Origin of the sequence: Croceitalea dokdonensis DOKDO 023, from assembly GCF_001306415.1 — a bacterium.
Lineage (GTDB): Bacteria > Bacteroidota > Bacteroidia > Flavobacteriales > Flavobacteriaceae > Croceitalea > Croceitalea dokdonensis.
Window position 1 is genome coordinate 694056 of sequence record NZ_LDJX01000002.1, and the last position, 20385, is coordinate 714440.

At 43.6% G+C, this 20385-nt stretch carries 18 protein-coding genes; 14 read left to right on the forward strand and 4 right to left on the reverse strand.

The window, feature by feature from the left end:
- Nucleotides 1-13: 13 nt before the first annotated feature.
- Nucleotides 14-745, reverse strand: coding sequence for a metallophosphoesterase family protein (locus I595_RS06620; RefSeq protein ID WP_054558581.1), 732 nt, complete (start codon nt 743-745; stop codon nt 14-16).
- A gap of 130 nt (nt 746-875) precedes the next feature.
- Between I595_RS06620 and I595_RS06625 the strand changes: the two genes are divergently transcribed.
- Both I595_RS06625 and I595_RS06630 read left to right on the forward strand, forming a co-directional pair.
- Nucleotides 876-1823, forward strand: a complete 948-nt coding sequence (locus tag I595_RS06625; RefSeq protein WP_054558582.1) for a carbohydrate kinase family protein — start codon at nt 876-878, stop codon at nt 1821-1823.
- Complete coding sequence (locus I595_RS06630; protein WP_054558583.1) at nt 1820-3745, forward strand: amylosucrase; 1926 nt, start codon at nt 1820-1822, stop codon at nt 3743-3745. Before I595_RS06625 ends, I595_RS06630 begins: the two co-directional genes overlap by 4 nt.
- On the opposite strand, the gene I595_RS06635 is transcribed toward I595_RS06630, so the two are convergent.
- From I595_RS06635 to I595_RS06645, 3 genes are read right to left on the reverse strand one after another with little or no spacing between them, the layout of a single operon-like run.
- Nucleotides 3742-4878, reverse strand: coding sequence for an ATP-binding protein (locus I595_RS06635; protein WP_054558584.1), 1137 nt, complete (start codon nt 4876-4878; stop codon nt 3742-3744). The genes I595_RS06630 and I595_RS06635 overlap by 4 nt on opposite strands.
- A complete protein-coding gene (locus I595_RS06640; RefSeq protein ID WP_054558585.1) occupies nt 4875-5630 on the reverse strand; it encodes an SDR family NAD(P)-dependent oxidoreductase in 756 nt (251 codons plus the stop codon). The genes I595_RS06635 and I595_RS06640 overlap by 4 nt, the downstream gene beginning before the upstream one ends.
- 10 nt (nt 5631-5640) lie before the next feature.
- Nucleotides 5641-6513 carry an aldo/keto reductase gene (locus I595_RS06645; protein ID WP_054558586.1) on the reverse strand — a complete coding sequence of 291 codons (873 nt, stop codon included), beginning with the start codon at nt 6511-6513 and terminating at the stop codon, nt 5641-5643.
- Between the two features lie 157 nt (nt 6514-6670).
- On the opposite strand from I595_RS06645, the gene I595_RS06650 reads away from it, so the two are divergent.
- The 12 genes from I595_RS06650 to I595_RS06705 all read left to right on the forward strand — a co-directional run bounded on the left by I595_RS06650 (nt 6671) and on the right by I595_RS06705 (nt 20366).
- Complete coding sequence (locus tag I595_RS06650; protein WP_054558714.1) at nt 6671-7672, forward strand: AAA family ATPase; 1002 nt, start codon at nt 6671-6673, stop codon at nt 7670-7672.
- A 129-nt stretch (nt 7673-7801) separates the two neighbouring features.
- Complete coding sequence (locus I595_RS06655; RefSeq protein WP_054558587.1) at nt 7802-8668, forward strand: DUF58 domain-containing protein; 867 nt, start codon at nt 7802-7804, stop codon at nt 8666-8668.
- Nucleotides 8668-10326, forward strand: coding sequence for a BatD family protein (locus tag I595_RS06660; RefSeq protein WP_245628239.1), 1659 nt, complete (start codon nt 8668-8670; stop codon nt 10324-10326). Before I595_RS06655 ends, I595_RS06660 begins: the two co-directional genes overlap by 1 nt.
- The gene (locus I595_RS06665; RefSeq protein ID WP_054558589.1) at nt 10326-11324 is read left to right on the forward strand and encodes a vWA domain-containing protein; all 999 of its coding nucleotides are present in this window, start codon (nt 10326-10328) and stop codon (nt 11322-11324) included. Before I595_RS06660 ends, I595_RS06665 begins: the two co-directional genes overlap by 1 nt.
- 4 nt (nt 11325-11328) lie before the next feature.
- Nucleotides 11329-12375: a VWA domain-containing protein gene (locus I595_RS06670; protein WP_054558590.1), complete on the forward strand. Its 1047-nt coding sequence runs from the start codon at nt 11329-11331 to the stop codon at nt 12373-12375.
- Complete coding sequence (locus I595_RS06675) at nt 12356-13246, forward strand: tetratricopeptide repeat protein (RefSeq protein WP_054558591.1); 891 nt, start codon at nt 12356-12358, stop codon at nt 13244-13246. Before I595_RS06670 ends, I595_RS06675 begins: the two co-directional genes overlap by 20 nt.
- Entirely contained in the window at nt 13246-15030 is a 1785-nt protein-coding gene (locus I595_RS06680; RefSeq protein WP_054558592.1) for a BatD family protein, read from the forward strand. Before I595_RS06675 ends, I595_RS06680 begins: the two co-directional genes overlap by 1 nt.
- Nucleotides 15027-15788: a tetratricopeptide repeat protein gene (locus tag I595_RS06685; RefSeq protein WP_054558593.1), complete on the forward strand. Its 762-nt coding sequence runs from the start codon at nt 15027-15029 to the stop codon at nt 15786-15788. The genes I595_RS06680 and I595_RS06685 overlap by 4 nt, the downstream gene beginning before the upstream one ends.
- A 75-nt stretch (nt 15789-15863) precedes the next feature.
- The gene (locus tag I595_RS06690) at nt 15864-16499 is read left to right on the forward strand and encodes a carbonic anhydrase (RefSeq protein ID WP_054558715.1); all 636 of its coding nucleotides are present in this window, start codon (nt 15864-15866) and stop codon (nt 16497-16499) included.
- Nucleotides 16500-16511: 12 nt separating this feature from the next.
- Nucleotides 16512-18377 carry a SulP family inorganic anion transporter gene (locus tag I595_RS06695; protein WP_054558594.1) on the forward strand — a complete coding sequence of 622 codons (1866 nt, stop codon included), beginning with the start codon at nt 16512-16514 and terminating at the stop codon, nt 18375-18377.
- Between the two features lie 76 nt (nt 18378-18453).
- Nucleotides 18454-19473, forward strand: coding sequence for a phenylalanine--tRNA ligase subunit alpha (gene pheS, locus I595_RS06700; protein ID WP_054558595.1), 1020 nt, complete (start codon nt 18454-18456; stop codon nt 19471-19473).
- Nucleotides 19474-19679: 206 nt separating this feature from the next.
- Nucleotides 19680-20366 (forward strand): carbonic anhydrase family protein, encoded by a 687-nt coding sequence (locus tag I595_RS06705; protein ID WP_054558596.1) that lies wholly within the window; start codon nt 19680-19682, stop codon nt 20364-20366.
- Nucleotides 20367-20385 lie beyond the last annotated feature (19 nt).

The window sequence follows — 20385 nt, forward strand, 5'->3', positions numbered from 1 at the left end:
ATTTTAGATTTTATCAAATTTCATTTCTTCCTTTTTCGCTGGGATAAAAACCTTGTACGGCATCACTTTGCCAGTACGTTTTTGTATCAACGTCCATTAGGGTTATCGGGCCTTTAAAAGCGGCACCGGTATCTACGTTCCAGACATTGGCAGCATTGGCAGGTGCTGCGAACCCTGTTTTGGAAATAGGCGTATGGCCTATAAATATTTCTTTGTAATGTAACAATCTTTTTGGATAATTGGCGTCACCTGGTTTTAACTTAGGGTCTAGTGCCTTTACCAGTTCCCATAGGGTTCTGTCCCAATAGAACATTTTATCAAAATACTCAAACTCAATACCTTTTAGATTGGTGTATCCGGCGTGAAGGTACAACCTATTATCTCCATCAATGTATGTATTCTGTAAGTTGGCGAAAAAATCTAAATGAGGTTGCCACCTCTCCTTCCCAGCATTGAGGTAAGATGTCTTGGTTGCCGCACCACCGTGCATGAGCCAAGTACTGTTGTCTTCTGCGGTTAACATCCAGTTCCTGCAAAGCTCATCATGGTTGCCCCTGATAAAGGTGCATTTGTGTGTTTTGTTCAACGCTACTAAAAAGTCTACCGTTTCAAAGGCATCACTCCAAGAGTCCACATAGTCCCCCAAAAAGATAAGATGGTCCTCAGGAGTTACCTCCGCTCTTTCCAATACCTGTCTTAAGGCTTTTAGACCACTATGCACATCACCGACCACCAATCTTCTCATCTTTTTTTATCCTAAAATTACAGAGAAAAATACCTTTTTAGGACCAAAGCTAGTTTTACAACAGTATTTATGCGGAAAGTTTTTTGATAAGCGTACAAATTGTATTTACCTTGTCTAAAAATAAGTAATCATGACTCGTGTATTTTGCGTTGGGGAGCTTCTTATTGATTTTGTTGCTGAACATCAGGGCAGCGATCTTTCCAAAGCAACAACGTTCACAAAAAAAGCTGGCGGAGCACCTGCCAATGTGGCCTGTGCCGTTGCTAAGCTGGGAGGGAAAAGTAACTTTATTGGCTGTATCGGCAATGATCCATTTGGTACTTTCCTACTGGATGTCTTAAAAAAAGAGGGGGTAGACGTAAGCCTATCGCAACGCGCCAAAACATTTACTACCCTTGCCTTTGTTTCCATTGGAGAAGATGGGGAGCGTGACTTTGTCTTTAGCCGAGGGGCAGATAAAAAACTAAAGTATGACCCTGCCATCAAAAAACTTTTTGACCGAAACATGGTGCATTTTGGGGCTGCCACCGCACTTTTGGGAGGCGGACTGGAAGAAGCCTATAGCCATTACCTTTTTGACGCCCTTACCAAAGAAACCTTTATCAGTTTTGACCCCAATTATAGGGCGGACCTCTGGAGGGAAAACGAAGCAGAGTTTATTAAAAAATGCATGCCATTTATAGAAAAATCCCATCTGTGTAAATTTAGTTTGGAAGAAGCCCAGCTTTTGTCCGGGAAAGAAGATTTAAATGAAGCCTGTGTCTATTTCCATGAAATGGGAGCAAAAATCATTACCGTTACCTTAGGGAAAGAAGGCACCTATGTGAGTACGGAGGGCCTAAGAGCGACTGTGCCCAGTGTAAAGGTGAGCCCAGTGGATACCACGGGAGCCGGAGATGCCTTTATTGGGTGCCTCCTGCATCAAATTTCGGAATTGGCCAATTTCCAATCCGTTTTTGAGGATAGGGAGCTCTTGCGTTCCATGGTGCTAAAAGCAAACAAGGCAGGGGCCATAACCACAACCAAATACGGGGCTATTGTAGCCTTACCAACCCCAGAACAACTGGAAACAGCATGAACCAAGCCGCCCTGCATAAATTAATGGCCAATGCCACAGGAGAAAAGGACCTAAAAGCACTGTTTCAGCAACGTTTGGGCACCAATCTTACCCTAATAAAAGACCTTTTTTTTAACAGCTATCCCCAAACGGGGGAGCAAGGCTTACAACGCCTTTTAGATACGCTACGGCATCTTTTTGAACAACGCCCAGAAGCTTTAAAAAAAGAGGATATAACACGTTTGCAGCAAGGCAATTGGTACCAATCCCAAAATATGGTAGGCATGCAACTCTATGTAGACCATTTTAACAAAAACTTAAAAGGGCTACGGGAAAAACTAGGCTATATGGAAGACCTAGGCGTAAATTTTGTTCACCTTATGCCAATAACCACAAGGCCAAAGGGCGAAAATGATGGTGGGTACGCGGTAAATAGCTATACGGAAATAGACCCTAGATACGGCACCTTAAAAGACCTGAAGGACCTTAGCTCAGCACTAAAGGAAAAGGGGATGTTCCTGATGCTGGATTTTGTGGTGAACCATACCTCAGACGAACACCAATGGGCACAAAAAGCCAAAAAGGGAGAAACCGCTTATCAAGATTATTATTACACGTATGGGGATAGAACCGTCCCCGATGCTTTTGAAAACACCCTGCCAGAGGTATTTCCCAGTACCTCGCCGGGCAACTTTACCTACATTCCAGAAATGGAGAAATGGGTAATGACGGTCTTTAACTCCTATCAGTGGGACTTAAATTATACCAACCTTGAGGTATTTCTGCACATGTTGGGCAATTTAACGGCACTTTCCAATTTGGGGGTAGACGTTATCCGGTTTGATGCCTTGGCATTTTTATGGAAAAAAATGGGGACCATTTCACAAAACCTGCCAGAAGCCCATAACATTATTGCCTTGTTTAGAATGTGCCTGCAGGTAATTGCCCCGGGCACTATTTTATTGGCAGAAGCCATTGTGGCACCAACCGATATTCTTAAATATTTTGGGGAGGGCGCAGTGGAAGGCAATGAATGTGAGGTGGCCTATAACGCCTCCCTAATGGCCTTGTTATGGAATTCCATTGCTACAAAAAAGACCGCACTGTTGTACAAAAGCCTGACCAACGTTCCCACAAAGCCCAAAGATGCCACCTGGATCAATTACATAAGGTGCCATGATGATATTGGGTTGGGACTGGATGACCGTTTTATCCAAGAATTGGGTTGGAACCCGCAGGGGCATCGAAAATTTCTTTTGGATTACTACTGCCAAAGAACAGACTGGTCCCCGTCCAAAGGAATGCTGTTTATGTACAACCCAAAAACAGGGGACGGCAGAATTACCGGCAGCGCCGCGTCTTTGTTAGGTTTGGAAAAAGGCTTGGAAACCCAAGACACAGCACTGATAGACCAATCCATCTCCAAAATTTTACTGTTACATGGCATTATTCTCTCCTATGGTGGAATTCCAATGCTGTATTCTGGGGATGAAATTGGCACCTTAAACGACTATAGCTTTTTAACGGATGCTACCAAAAAAGACGACAACCGTTGGCTCAACCGGCCACATTTGGACTGGGGCATCGTGGCATCACTTCAGAAAAAAAACAGTATTCCCGCCAAAATTTACAACGGGATAAAACACATGATTTCCTTGCGCAAGCAACATCCTATTTTTGCAGACCATAACAACGTAGAGCTGCACCATACAGGAAACGAACATATTTTGGTATTTGAACGCACTGGCCAAGGTAAAAATGGGATATTGGTACTAGGGAATTTTAATGATAGGGCACAGGTCATCAACGGAAGCTGGATTTCCAATTTAGGGTATCTACATCACCAAGCCTACCGTGATATGTTATCGGGAAAAACCATAAAACTAAACAGTGGTTTCTTGGAAATTATGCCGTATCAATTGCTTTGGCTCCAGAAAAGTTAGCTATACCTTACCTTTCTTATGACCCTAAGCGCATCCTTTAAAGCTTGATAGGTAGTGTAAGCCGATGTTTTGAGAATTTTTCTGGCATTTTCCATTTGTGTTTTGGCCTCTTCAAAACCGTTGAGGTAACAAATAAGATAGGAGTCTGGCAAATTATGTAGGTCCATTAACTCAGCAGGTGAAAGGCGGATTCCAAGCTTCAATTTTTGCAATATCGCATTGTTTGCGTTCATGACATGGAAAAGCACCTTTCTGTCATAATTGGGGGGTTCAAAAACCAGTTGGCTATCAATGCTGTAATTTCCATTGTCCGAGAAGCGAATGGTAACCTCTTCCAAAGGATAATAGTGCTCCTGACCACCAAGGCCCAAGTGCACAAACTCCAAAATGGTGAAGGAATCCTCATCAAAACTGAGGGTCACCTCATCCAAGGCGGAATAGAATAACTTCACTTGTTCATTGATAAGTTCTATATCTACCCTGGAGTAATAGGACTGTTGTTTCACTTTCTTTTCCAGGCCCGCCCAACAGAGCACAAATTGTTCTTTGAACACTAGATAATTACTGCTGAGGTCTGGATGGCGGTGGTTTAAAAAATCAATAACACCATCTAAGGTCAATTCTATATTGTTACGGGCATGTTGCTCTATGGTAGCCACTTCGGCAGAGTTAATGTCCTTTAGCACCACATCAAAAGCTTTTGGCAGGCTAATGCTTCCCTCCCTAAAAAACACGGCCCCACCGTAATATTTCCAGATGTTTTTTCTAAGGGAGCACACTTTTCCATTACTGGTAATGGTCACCAAACCTACCACCTTGCCCTCGGGCAAATGGGGAAAGGGAATATTCTCGTAGGTGATTTTGGGCGGGTTGTCCAAATAGGCGTTGACCAGATTTTGAATCTTACTGTCATCAAAAAAGTCCACTCCAACAATGGTGTTGTCCTCATCTTCCACACCGATCACTATATACCCATTATTGTTTGGGTTGCTATTGGCCAGTGCACAAACGTGCTTTAGAAACTTGGCTTTCCCTTCTTTCTCCCCAATGGAAATAAAACGCTTCTTGTCATAAAAACTGTTCTCATCATTATGGGCAAGCAAATTTTTGACCAATAAGCGTTTGTTGATCATAGGTCCTTTTTCACTATGGTGGATGATGCTTGTGCGGTTGACATCACTACCAAGTCCGCTATATTTACATGATAGGGCCTGCTGACCACAAAATGGACAATATCCGCAACATCCTCTGGTTTTAGCGGTTGATAGCCTTGATATACCTTATCTGCCTTATCCGTATCTCCCTTAAACCTAACCTCACTGAACTCCGTTTGCACCAAGCCTGGGTTAATGGCACCTACCCTAATGCCGTGGGCATTAAGATCTATCCTCATTCCCTGGTTAATGGCATCTACCGCAAATTTACTGGCGCAGTATACATTGCCCCTTGGATATACCTCTTTACCCGCGGTGGAGCCTATATTGATGATATGCCCTGTCTTTCTTTCCACCATTTGCGGCAATACCGCTTTGGAAACATATAGTAGTCCTTTTACGTTAATGTCCAGCATGGCGTCCCAATCATCCAAACTGCCGTCCTGAATAAGATCAAGGCCATGGGCATTCCCGGCGTTATTGACCAAAATATCGATGGTTTGGAATTCCTTGGGCAATCCTGCAATCTTTTCTTGTACGGCATCCCTTTCCCGGACGTCAAAATTTAAGGGATGTACCTGGGTAAATTCCCCCAATTCCCTTTGTAAGGCATCCAGACGTTCCTGTCTACGGCCACAGAGGATCAAACGAAATCCGTTACGGCCCAACTTTTGGGCAATTGCTTTTCCTATTCCACTCGTGGCGCCGGTAATCAATACTGTTTTTGACATTCTCTATTATTTAAGGTGCTTCATGGCCTTGACTTGCCTGTAAAAGCAAAAACCAATCTTGTACTTGCAATGTAATGTTCACCGCCTGCAAGGCTGCGGCAATGCGCTTTTTGTTTGTTGTACCGATCACAGGGTGTACCGCTGCCGGATGCTTTAGCACAAAAGCCAATAACAGCTGGTTTTCATCCGCATCATACTTGGGTTTTAGCGTATCCAAAACAGTCTGGATGCGTTGGTTCTGGGTATTGTTTTCCCGAAAAAAACCGCCCAATGGGCTCCAGGCCATTGCCGTTCTATCGTTCTGGATACAATCATCAAAAGTACCGTCGTACATGGGATCACAATGGGTTAGTGAAAATTCTACTTGGTTGGCAGCTATGGACTGTGCTGTTTCTAACATGCCCATTTGTGATGGAGAGACATTGGATACCCCAAACTGTTTAATTTTACCCGCTGCCAATAACCGTTGTGTAGCCTCTGCAATTTCATCTGGGTGCATTAACGGACTAGGCCTGTGCAATAACAAGAGATCAATATAATCCGTTTTTAGCTTTTGAAGCGACTGTTCTGCACACTTTAGAATGTAAGCTGCATCATATTGATAATGCTTTACCCGATTACCGCTCCTGCTGGTCATCTGAATCCCAAATTTGGTGACCAACTGTATGGATTCCCTTGCTATCCCCGTTGCCTTAAATGCCTTACCAAACTCTTGTTCCGTGGTATAATCCCCATAGATATCTGCATGATCAAAGGTGGTAATTCCCTGTTCCAAGGAGAACGTAATAAGGTCTGCCATTTGTGCAGTGGAAAATTGCTTTCCCCATTGGCCCCATGTCATGGTGCCAGCAATAATTTTTGAATATGGGCCAGTGTTTTTCATAAGGGTTGAAAATAGAAAAATAATCCCTTAAAACCTTCACAAAACTGGTGGTTTCAGACTTTTTTTAACCATAAATTAACAGGCAAATTTTAAATTAATTTTCATTTTGCAAGGTGTTAAAAACCTAAACAACAAATACGGTAATTCCATAGCTCTTATGAACGAAAATACTACGGTTGACATTAGTGCGGTAAATGAAAAAATAGCGCAGGAAAGTGCCTTTATAGATTTACTGGTTCTAGAAATGAACAAAGCCATTGTGGGCCAGAACCATATGATAGAACGTTTGTTGATTGGTCTACTGGGCAAGGGACATATACTATTGGAGGGTGTTCCCGGGCTCGCAAAAACACTTGCCATTAACACCTTGGCCAAAGCGGTTAAAGGCAGTTTTAGTAGAATACAATTTACTCCAGACCTACTTCCCGCAGATGTGGTAGGTACCATGATATACAACATCAAGGAAAATGACTTTTCCATAAAGAAGGGTCCCATATTTGCCAATTTTGTCTTGGCAGACGAGATTAACCGTGCCCCCGCCAAGGTGCAGTCCGCCCTACTGGAGGCCATGCAGGAAAAACAGGTGACCATTGGGGACGAAACCTTTCCGTTAAAACCTCCATTTTTGGTGATGGCCACCCAAAACCCGGTGGAACAAGAAGGAACCTACCCCTTGCCAGAGGCACAGGTAGACCGTTTTATGCTCAAGACGGTGATTGACTACCCCAAGCTCAACGAAGAACAACTGATCATTCGCCAAAACCTAAATGGGGGCGGTGCCCCTATAAAAGCCGTGGTATCCGTGAAACAAATCCTTAGTGCGCAAGAAACGGTTAAGGAGGTCTACATGGACGAAAAGATAGAAAAATACATCCTGGACATCATTTTTGCCACCCGCTATCCAGAGAAGTACAATCTGGGAGATTTAAAACCCTTGATAAGTTTTGGGGCATCCCCTAGGGGAAGTATCAATTTGGCCAACGCTTCCAAATGTTTCGCATTCATCAAAAGAAGGGGCTATGTTATCCCCGAAGACGTGAGGGCAGTGGTCCATGATGTGCTTAGGCATCGTATTGGAATTACCTACGAAGCGGAGGCAGAAAACATCACTTCAGAAGATATTATCAATAAAATCATCAACGAGGTAGAAGTGCCTTAATTAAGGATGCCTAAAATGGGAAGTCATGTGCCGGCGGTTCATTTCCCTATCAAACCAAACTATTGTGGAACACCATCAAACCAATAGAAAGAACTAACTGGTTATCCCACTACGGGGGCTAAGTGGCCTATGGATACTAAAGAATTACTGAAGAAAGTACGGAAGATAGAGATCAAGACAAGGCGTTTGTCCGATCATGTCTTTGGTGGTGAATACCATTCTACCTTCAAGGGACGCGGGATGACCTTTAGTGAGGTGAGGCAATACCAATTTGGTGATGACGTCAGGGCCATTGACTGGAACGTTACCGCCAGGTATAATGAACCCTTTGTAAAGGTGTTTGAAGAGGAACGGGAACTAACCATGATGCTCATGGTAGACGTAAGTGGCTCAGAATATTTTGGAACCACCCAGCAATTCAAAAAATCGGTCATCACGGAAATATCGGCCACCTTGGCCTTCTCTGCCATGCAAAACAATGACAAGGTAGGACTAATCCTGTTCTCCAATGAAGTAGAGCTCTTTATCCCTCCTAAAAAAGGCAAAAGCCATGTGTTGCGTATTATCAGGGAGCTTATAGAATTCCAACCTAAAAACCATCAGACCAACATAGCGGAAGCCCTTAAATTCTTGCGTAATGTAATGAAGAAAAAAGCCATCGTCTTTGTGCTGTCGGATTTTATGTGTGACGATTATGACAACACCATACGTGTAGCCGGCAACAAGCACGATGTAACGGGGATTAGGGTCTATGACCCAAAAGAGGAAGAAATTCCCAACCTAGGCATCATTCAAGTAGAGGATAACGAAACAGGAAAGTTACAGCTGGTCAATACCGCCTCTAAAAAGGTGCGCAAGGCGTACAGGAATTATTATATGGACCGGGTCAACTATTTTAAGGATGCCTTTGCAAAATCTGGAAGCGGGGTAATTGATTGCCGCGTGGACGAAAGCTACGTTAAAAAGCTTTTGGGCTATTTTAAACGAAGGGGATGATGGAAAAAGAAGTACGATTGATCGGCCAAAAAACGGGCAAGGCAAAAGCAGTGGCCTTGTTTTTAAGCGTTCTGTGCATAAGCTTCATTGGCTGGTCACAGGAATCCGCGAAGGTTCTGGCCCAGATAGATACCGCTTCCATCAGGATTGGGGAACAGATCAAGTACAAGATAACGGTAGAAACAGATTCCCTTAACATTGTTTATTTCCCAGAGGACCAAACCTTTTCACCGCTAGAGATGGTGGAAGCCCTTAGTATTGACACCACTAAAAACAAAGACCGTATCACCCTGCAACGCATCTATGCGCTCACCCAGTTTGATAGTGGTGCCTACACCATACCACCACAGCGTATTGCCATAAATGAGCAACCATTTTTTACGGATTCCTTCCAAATTAAGGTAGCCAATGTAGTGGTGGATACCACCAAACAAAAAATGTTTGATATAAAGCCTTTGATCCAAGTGGAGCGCAGCAACACCAAACTATGGCAAACGCTGCTTTGGATACTCTTGGGACTTATGGTTATAGGTGGTTTGGTTTGGTGGTTCTTTTTAAGGAAAAAAGAGCTCACCGAGGAGGAAAAAGTGGCCTTACTACCCCCTTACGATCGGGCGTTGTTACAATTAAAGGAACTGGAAAATTCGCGCTATCTCATACAAGATGAGTACAAAGCCTATTATTCAGAGCTTACGGGCATTGTCCGTTCCTATTTAGACGAAGATGTACATATTTCTGCCCTGGAGAGCACCACCGATCAATTGATAGAACGGTTAGAACTGCTCAAGGACGCTGGGGAACTCAACATAGAAGATGATACCATTAGCCAATTTAAACAGGTACTGCAAACGGCAGATTTGGTAAAATTTGCCAAATCCAAACCCCCAACCAACAAAGCGGAACAAGACCGCGCCATCATAGAAAACATTGTTGTAAAGACAAAAGAAGCACTGCCGGAGCCAGATGCGGAAGAACTCCTCCAAAATGAGGCCTACTTGGAAGAGCTAGCCAAAAAGAAACAGCGCAAGCGCATTATAATTGCGGCAGCTTCATTGCTAGGGGTTTTGCTTGTGGCAAGCGCAGCGGCTATTGCCTCTTATGGATTTAAACAAGTAAAGGATACCGTGTTGGGCCACCCTACCAAAGAACTTTTGGAAGGGGAATGGGTAGAGAGCACCTACGGTTTTCCGCCAATTGGCATAGAAACCCCTAAAGTCTTGTTACGCCAAGAAGTGGAACTCCCTGCTGAGATTAAGGAGCAGATTAAGGATATTCATGTTTTTGGGTACCAAAGTACCGTTGGCCTCTTTACCGTATTGGCCACCAGCACCACTTTTGTGGAGGCGGCAGAACCAGATTTTGATAAGCCCATTGAAGAATTACTGCGCAGCTTTGAGCAGCAGGGGGCCAAAAACATCATCACCAAACAGGAGGAATTTAATACCCAGGCCGGGGTCAAAGGAATAAAAACTTTTGGTAGCGGAAAGTTTAAAATCCCATCTTCCGACGAGTTGGTCAAAGGCAAGTATGCGATTTTAAGCTTTGGCGGAAAGGGATTTATGCAACAAATTGTAATTATCTGGCTAGATGATGATACGTATGCGGAACAAATTGTTGAACGTGTATTGGCCTCGGTCGATGTAAAAACCCAAGCCTAATGTTTGATAGTATAGAATTTGCAAATCCGCAATTGTTTTGGCTGTTCCTTTTGCTGCCACTAGCTATCCTATGGTACGTTTTTACCAAACGCAAGGAAATGGCCTCCCTTAAAATGTCCACGGTAAAAGGATTTTCTACGAGCTCTTGGCTTCCCAAGATGAAACCATTGTTGTTTGCCCTGCGTTTACTGGCGCTCTCCGCAATCATCACGGCACTGGCAAGGCCCCAGACCAAAGATGTTTCCACACGTACAAAGACCACAAAGGGGATAGACATTGTCATGGCCATTGATGTCTCTTCCAGTATGCTGGCCCGGGATTTAAAACCCAATAGGCTGGCAGCCTTAAAAGAGGTGGCAGCGGATTTTATCAAAGAGCGGCCCACAGACCGTATTGGGCTTGTGGCCTACGCCGGGGAAAGTTACACCAAAACGCCCATCACCAGCGATAAATCCATTGTCCTTAGCGCACTGCGCGATATCACCTATGGCCAATTGGAAGATGGTACGGCCATTGGCATGGGCCTGGCAACATCCGTAAACCGTTTAAAGGAAAGCAAGGCCATTAGTAAAATTATCATTCTGTTAACGGATGGTGTCAATAATTCTGGGTTTATTGAACCCCAAACCGCTGCAGATTTGGCCATTGAATATGGGATTAAAACCTACACCATTGGGCTTGGCACCAACGGTAACGCGCTAACCCCCATATCCTACAAGCGGGATGGCACCTTTCAGTACGGTATGCGCCAAGTAGAAATTGATGAGAAGCTGTTAAAGAACATCGCGGAGCTTACAGGTGGCCAATATTTTAGGGCCACGGACAATGACAAATTGGAGGAGATCTATGAGGAAATCAATAAGTTGGAGAAAACGGAAATTGAAGAATTTAAATATACCCGCTTTGATGAAAAATTCCGACCGTTGATTTTTTTGGCCTTGGGGCTCTTGGTGCTGGAATGGTTGTTACGAACATTGATATTTAAAAGTTTTATTTAGAAAGATGGTTCAGTTCGATGAAAAAATATACTTCTACCTGCTGGGGATACTTCCTGTGGTCTTGTTGTTTTTTCTCGTATTGCATATCTGGAAAAAGAAAAAACAAAAGGAATTTGCGGAAGCAAATTTATTAAAGCGGTTGGCGCCCAATAAGTCTAATTTTAAATCTACCTTAAAACTGTTGTTCCTGCTCGGAGGTCTAAGCTTCCTTATCCTTGGGTTGGTAAACCCTAAAATTGGAACCAAACTGGAAACCGTTAAACGGGAAGGGGTGGACATTGTTTTTGCCGTGGATGTTTCCAAGAGTATGCTGGCAGAGGACATTGCCCCCAATAGGATAGAAAAAGCAAAACGGCTGGTCTCGGAAATCATCAACCAATTGGCAAGTGACCGGATTGGTATCATTGCCTATGCGGGCCAGGCGTATCCCCAATTGCCCATTACCACGGACTATGGAGCCGCAAAAATGTTTTTGCAGGGCATGAACACCAATATGCTGTCCTCACAAGGTACCGCCATTAATTCCGCCATTGAGTTGGCCACCACCTATTTTAATGATGATGAACAGACCAATAGAGTGCTATTTATCATTTCTGATGGCGAGGACCATTCTGAACAAAACACCTTGGCTGCGGTAGAGGAGGCCATTGAAAACGGCATTAAGGTGTACACTATAGGTGTTGGAAAACCAAAGGGCGCACCAATACCCATAAAACGGAACGGTGTGGTAGAGAGCTTTAAAAAAGATGCGCAAGGCGAAGTAGTCATCACAAAATTAAATGAGGGTATTCTGGCAACCATCGCAGAAGAAGGCAATGGACAATATATCAACGGGTCCAATACAGAAGCTGCAGTAGAATATATTAAGGAAGAGCTAAACAAGATGGACAAAAAGGAATTTGAGGCCAAGCAATTTGCTGAATACAAAGACCAATTTCAATGGTTTTTGGGGATTGGCCTTTTGTTTTTGTTTTTAGATGTTTTTATTTTAGATAGAAAGACCCAGTGGTTGAAGAAGTTAAATCTTTTTAATGAACAAGACCATGCGTAATCTTATTGTACTAGTTTGTTGCCTCATCTTCACAACGGCAAGGGCACAAAAAGATGTGGAAACTGCGGAAAAAATCGCGGAAAAAGCCTTAAAGGAATCCAAAAACCTTACCTATGAGGCCAATGAGGACCTGATGCAGAATGATTTTATACATGCCGAGGGTGAGTACCGTAAGGCCATATCCAAAAGTGGGGCCAATGCCGTAGCCCCTTATAATCTTGGTAGGGCGTACTACAACCGGGAAAGTTACACAGAAGCTTTTGGACGCTTTAAACAGGCTGGTGAAAAAGCGGCAGAAAAGCCCGTAAAGCACAAAGCGTTTCACAATATGGGCAACGTCTTCATGAAAAACAAAGAATACGCCAAAGCCGTTGAAGCATATAAACAATCCTTGAGAAACAATCCCAATGACGATGAGACCCGGTATAACCTGGCCCTTGCAAAGGAGTTGTTAAAAAATGAACAGGACCAACAGCAAAACGACGAAAATAAAGACGATAAGCAAGATCAAGACCAAAAAGACAACAAAGAAAAAAACCAAGACCAAAACCAAGAGGGGGATAACGAAAAAGATAAAGAGGGCGATCAGGACGATAAGGAAAATAAAGACCAGGGTGACCAAGGGGGTGAAGGAAAGGAAAAACCTGAGGAAAACAAGGAAGGAGAGGGAGATGAGAAAAAAGAGCAGAAGAAAAAGCCCAATGAGGGCAATACGGAAGACCAAAAAAAGAAACCTAGACCCAACCAGCTGTCCAAACAACAAATACAGAACCTCTTAGAGGCCATGCAGAATGAAGAAAAGAAGGTTCAGGAAAAGATGGAGGCCAAAAAAGTAAAAGGAGCTAAAATCAAAAATGAAAAAGATTGGTGATGGTTGCTATAAACAGGTTTAATTTTAATTTTCTGCTTCCCTTACTGCTTTGCGGAAGTTGCCTGCTGGCACAAGACGCCCAAGAGGTTACGTTTGAGGTAAAGCTCAGCAAAGAAACCCTTGGGGTGAATGAAAGGCTTAGGGTAGAATTTGCCATGAACAAGGACGGTGACAATTTTAACCCCCCAGATTTTAATGGCTTTCAAGTGGTCATGGGTCCGTCGCAGTCCATTGCTTCTTCTTGGATAAACGGCAAACGCACCTATTCAAAATCCTATAGCTATATCCTAAAGCCAAAATCACAGGGCACTTACACCTTAGGACAGGCCACCATAGAAATAGATGGGAATACGTACAAAACCCTTCAGAAAAAAATAACGGTTACACAAGCGGTAGATAATCCAAATGCGCCCAAGACCGCCGATGATGTCGCCGATGAAAACCTACATTTGGTGGCAGAGGTTTCCAAAGGCAATCCCTACCTTAACGAGGCGGTTACCGTGGTATATAAATTGTACATCAGCCCAGATATTTCCGTGACAAACTTTAGGCCCGTGGACAGTCCTAAGTACAATAATTTCTGGAGCCAAGACATCCCCGTCACCAAATACAATACCGTAAATAGCACCTATCAAGGCAAAGCCTACAGAAGTGTGATATTAAAGCGAGTGGTATTGTACCCCCAAAAATCGGGCAAGCTGGATATTGAGCCGCTGTCCTTGGAAATCTATGTGGATGTCCCCACCAACCGAAGGGATTTCTTTGGGGGCAGGATTTACACCCAGGCCAGCAAAACAGTATCTGCGGGCAGCCGTACCCTGAATGTAAAACCGCTGCCCGAAGCCGGTAAACCTGAGGACTTTGGGGGCGCGGTAGGAGAATTTGATTTTTCCGTGACAACCACCAAAACAGCGCTCAATGCATCAGAATCACTACAAGCAAAGGTTGAAGTTTCCGGTAAGGGAAATTTAAAATTGTTCCAACTACCAGAACCAGAACTGCCCAGCGCACTGGAAGTCTATGAACCAGAATTTGATGAAAAGGTGCGCACTACCTTATCTGGCATGCAGGGTAAAGTGGCCAATAACTATACCATTGTACCATCGTACCGCGGAAAATATCCAATACCAAGTATTTCCTTTAGTTACTTTAACCCTAAGACCCAAAAATACGTCTCCTTAAACTCAGAAGAAATCGTAGTGGACGTGATGGAGGGACCTGAAAGTGAATCCAACGGGGCCAATGTAATTGCAGGCAACCAAAAAATAGCAGTGCCAACGGGCAAACAGTTCCATTTTATAAAGACCAACCCCAACCTGAGCAATAGGGTTGCCAATCATTTCTTTGGGTCCACCAAATTCTACGGTCTGCTATTTAGCCCTTTATTGCTTATACCGTTGATTGTGGTGTACCGCAAAAAACGTCTAAAGGACGATCAAGATGTAGAGGGCATGCGTCTTAAAAAAGCCAATAGACTTGCCAGGAAATACCTTTCCACGGCTAAAAAGGCCCTTGGCAATGAGGACCAATTTTACGTAGCCTTGGAAAAAGCCCTGCACAACTACCTAAAAGCAAAAATAAAGATAGAAACCGCAGATTTTAGCAAGGACAAAATCATTGGGCTGTTACAAGACAAAAAAGTGGAAAGTGCCACAACCGATCAATTTATAGCCTTGTTGAAGAATTGTGAAATGGCACGATACAGTCCGTTCACCAATGTCCAAATGCAACAGGACTACGACAAAGCAAGTGAGGTCATTTCAAAAATGGATAAACAGCTATGAAAACTCTTTATATCCTAGGGTTATTGCTTTTGGCAAACGTGCCGTTGTTTGCACAGAACAACACGCTTTTTGAGCGTGCTACGGAGGCCTATAATGCAGGTGAGTTCAACAAAGCCATAGAATTTTACGATACTATTTTAAGCAATGGACAACACTCTGCCGCACTTTATTTTAACCTTGGCAATGCCTACTATAAACTTGGGGAAATAGGGCCAAGTATTTATTATTATGAAAAGGCACTTTTATTAAACCCATCAGATGCTGAAATAAAAAACAATCTGTCCTATGCCAATAATATGCGCCTTGATGCCATCGAGGCGATGCCAAAAACCGCTTTTGCCCGCTTTTATGAGGCAACGATACAACAACTTTCCTTTGATGGTTGGGCCTACCTTGCCGTGGCCATGATATTTTTGTTTGTGGCATGCTATGTAAGCTATTACCTTATCAATTCTTCCACCTACAAAAGAATAACCTTTATCACCAGTTTATTTGCTATGGGTTTGTGCGCTGCCAGTATTTTATTTGCGTATCTACAATATGAAAAATACCAAGCCAACAACCCCGCTATCATATTCTCTAGGGAGGTTACCATTACCTCTGAACCCAATGGGGATAGTGAACGTATTTTTGCGTTGCACGAAGGCACCAAGGTAAATGTTGAGGAAAGCTTTGAGGATTGGAGAAAAATTAAAATAGCGGATGGCCAAACAGGTTGGTTGCCCGCAGACGCGATTAGGCTTTTGAAGGATTTTTGATTCCTTCCCCATCTTCACTTATGGTACGGCTTGAGATTGGTGGAAACTTTGCTATCTTACGCCAAAGGAAATGCCATGTTGCATTACAGCGAGATTCTTGAAAAAAACCGGAAGTGGGCGGCCGAAAAATTACGGCACAACCCTGCTTATTTTGATGAAATGGCAAAAGGGCAACATCCCCGTATCCTCTGGTTGGGCTGCGCAGATAGCCGCGTACCGGCCTCAGAAATCATTGGGGCAGAACCTGGTGACGTTTTTACCCATAGAAATATCGCCAATATGGCCATCCATACAGACATTAATATGCTGAGTGTGTTGGAGTATGCCGTGAACAACTTACAGGTGCGTCATATCATTGTTTGTGGCCACTATGGATGTGGTGGCGTTAAGGCAGCGATGCAACACAGCACCGTAGGCTTTTTGGGCAAGTGGATAAGACATATCAAAGACATTTATTCTAAATATAAAGACGAGGTCAATGCAATCGAAAACGAGAATGCCCGTTGGGATAGGTTGGTAGAACTAAACGTAGTGGAACAAGTAACAGATTTGGCAAAAACCTCCATTGTACAATCAGCCTGGGAAAACGGACAATTTTTGGAAATCCATGGTTGGGTATATGACATTAAAACAGGGCTTGCCAAAGACCTGGACCTGTGCATGGGCGATAATTCCCAATTGGACGATATCTATCAAATACACCCGGATTAACCACATATTCCTATGTCCCAATTTTTTAGACACTTTCGCGGCGACCTTTTTGGGGGAATAACCGCCGGTATTGTTGCCCTGCCCTTGGCACTTGCCTTTGGAGTAAGTTCTGGACTTGGTCCCAGTGCGGGGCTCTATGGCGCAATCTTCATTAGTATATTTGCTGCGCTCTTTGGTGGGACTCCTACACAAATCTCTGGACCTACCGCACCCATGACGGCGGTAAGCATGGTAGTTATTGCCACTATTCTTGCCTTGCACGATGGAGATGTGCAAAAGGCGCTTCCTTATATTCTAGGTGTCTTTCTATTGGCCGGTCTCATGCAGATTGGTCTCGGTATCCTAAAATTGGGGGTTTATATTAAATATATTCCCTACCCCGTGGTATCCGGTTTTATGACGGCCATTGGCATTATTATTCTGGTTACCCAATTACTTCCAGCGGTAGGCTATTATCCCAAAGAAGATGCTGCCTTTGTACAGCAGTTTATGTTGGAGGCAGAAGAAATTATTTTGGAAAATATTTTACGTGAGGAGGCCGGGGAGGGCATTTTGGTCATCGAGGATTTTGAAGAGACCCTAAAAAGGGCCCATGACATTACAGCGGCAGATAAGCTTAAGGAGGCAGAGGCACTAGCTGCAAAACAGGCTTCTGGCGTATTGGGCACCCTAAAGGTATTACCTAAGGCACTGGGCCAAATTATATGGCTGGAACTTGCCCTTGCCCTTGCCACAATTCTGATTATTTATGGGTTTAAAAAAATCACCACCGCCATTCCCGGTAGTCTGGCTGCACTTATTTTGGTCTCTGGTATGGCTTATCTATTTGGGCTAGATTACAGAACCATAGAAAAAATCCCGGAAGGCTTGCCCGTATTTCAATCTACGATTTTTACGGCATTTGACGTTAATGAGCTTATGCCTTATCTATTCACGGCCTTTACCCTAGCGGTACTTGGTGCCATAGATTCCTTGCTCACCTCTGTAGTGGCAGATAATATGACCCGTACCAAGCATCAACCTAACAAAGAATTGATTGGCCAAGGCATTGGCAACAGCATTGCTGCCCTCTTTGGTGGAATTCCCGGTGCGGGTGCCACCATACGCACGGTAGTAAACATTAAGTCCGGTGGAAAAACAAGATTATCCGGAATCGTTGCTGGGATTTTGCTCCTCATGGTCCTTTTGGCCCTTGGGCCCATAGCGTCCCAAATTCCTGCTGCCGTGCTCGCAGGCATCCTAATTACGGTAGGCATAAATGTGATGGACTATCGGGGTCTCAAAGCTATCCCTTTTTTGCCCAGGGATACCAAAATAGGTCCCTTTAGCATTAGTTCTGAGGTGGTCATTATGTTGGTAGTCGTGACCTTGGCTTCCTTTTGGAATTTGGTCTATGCCGTTGGCATTGGTTTGATCATTGCGTGCATCATGTTTATGAAAATCATTGGGGAATTGACTACCCGAAGGTCTGCGGTTAAAGTATTGGACGACAAATCATGGATGTTAAATACGCCTTTTCCCGTTGCACTTAAACATAAAGTTTTTGTCAAACACTTAAAAGGGCCCTTGTTTTTTGGATCCACCAATGAGTTTCAAAAATTAACGGAACAACTGCCCAACTCTGCCTCCGTTTTGATTATCAGACTAGGTCAAATGCAGTACATGGACCAATCTGGGCTGTACGCCATGGAAGAAGTACTGCTCCAGCTCAAAACCCAAAAAATTACGGTACTGTTGGTCAATGTTTTGGAGCAGCCAAAATATATGATGGCAAAAGCCAGGATTATCCCCAAAACCATCCCTGAGTCCCATATTTTTCCCAATTTTAGTAGTTGCCTGTTTTGGATGGGTAAAAATTTAACCAGTGAAAACCCTTAACTTTAAAACATAAGCTTCCCTGTCACCCATTTCAGGGCAATTCCTTAAATTTGACCGCCTGAAAGCCACCTAAAAAATGATTGATACCTTAAAACAACATCTTGCGGAAGTGGAAGCCTTCACCACAGATTCTAAAGACGCCGTGGAAGCCTTCCGCATCAAATATCTTGGTAAAAAAGGATTGTTGACGGACTTTTTTGCTGAATTCAAAAACATCCCCAACGAGCAGAAGAAGGAGTTTGGACAGGTAATCAACCAACTAAAAAACCTAGCAACGGAAAAAGTCAGTTCATTAAAGGCACAGTTAGAACAACAGACTGCCAAAACAGGTCAGTTTGGAGACATGACCCGCCCCGGGGCTCCTATAGAAATTGGGGTAAGGCATCCTATTTCCATTGTAAAGAACCAAATCATAGATATATTCTCTAGAATAGGATTTAATGTTTCTGAAGGGCCAGAAATTGAGGATGATTGGCATAATTTTACTGCATTGAACTTGCCAGAATACCATCCGGCTCGGGACATGCAGGACACCTTTTTTATCCAAACCAATCCAGATATACTCTTACGTACCCACACCTCTTCCGTGCAAGTAAGGTATATGGAAGAGCACCAACCGCCCATCCGTACCATTTCTCCTGGCAGGGTATACCGCAATGAGGCCATTTCTGCCCGGTCCCATTGCTTCTTTCACCAAGTGGAAGGGCTGTACATAGATAAGGATGTGTCCTTTGCTGACCTAAAGCAAACGCTGCAGTTCTTTACCAATGAGATGTTTGGAAAATCTAAAATTAGGCTTAGGCCTTCCTATTTTCCGTTCACGGAACCCAGTGCAGAAGTTGATGTCTACTGGGGACTGGAAACAGAGACAGATTATAAGATGACCAAGGGCACCGGCTGGTTGGAAATTATGGGATGCGGTATGGTAGACCCTAATGTACTTAAAAACTGCGGTATTGACCCGGAAGAATACTCGGGCTTTGCCTTTGGTATGGGTATAGACCGTATCGCCTTGTTATTGCACCAGATATCTGACATCCGTTTATTGAGCGAAAACGATATCCGGTTTTTGGAGCAGTTTAAAAGTGCACTGTAAGCCATTTTTAGCAAGGAAATCCTGTTTTTCTTGATATCATCACACAAAAACAAAGGTTGTATTCCCTTTTTTTCTTTGGCAACGGTTTCCCTATCAGCTAGATAAGCCAAGATTTAAGACAAATATAACAATTCCGTTCAAGGCTTATTCTTGTTAAACACCTCGGAGTGTTTAACTTTAGACACACTTAATTAAACACTAGACAGATGGAAAAAATAAAAAAAGTCATTATCCTTGATGAAAATGACGCAACAGTAGAAGTAAAGCCCCTTATAGAAACGGTTCTCACCGCAGAGCAGCAGGCGGCATTGACACCGGACAGTGTTATTGAAAGCCTTAAAGCGGGCAATGAACGATATATTTCCAATGATTTGACGGCCAGAGATCACACGGAACAAATCCGAAAAGCGACCAATGGACAATTTCCAAAAGCCGTGGTGCTCTCTTGCTTAGACAGCCGTGTTCCCGTGGAGGATGTTTTTGATAAAGGTATTGGGGATTTATTTGTTGGGCGCGTAGCTGGTAATTTTGTGAATGAAGACATGTTGGGCAGTATGGAATTTGGCTGCAAAGTGGCAGGATCCAAAGTAATTATGGTTTTGGGCCACGAACATTGCGGGGCTGTAAAAGCAGCCGTAGATGATGTAAAACTTGGGAATATTACCGCCATGCTAAGTAAAATTCGCCCTGTGGTGGAGGCAAGTGACTATGAGGGTGACCGCACATCAAAAAACGCTGAGTTTGTGCACCTAGTGTGTATCAACAACGTTTTAAATACTATGGAACAAATCCGTGAACACAGTCCTATCCTTAAAGAAATGGAAGATAATGGCGAGATCAAAATCGTTGGTGGTGTTTATGATATGGATACGGGCAAAGTAGATTTTCTATAAGAAACACCTTAATTTACCT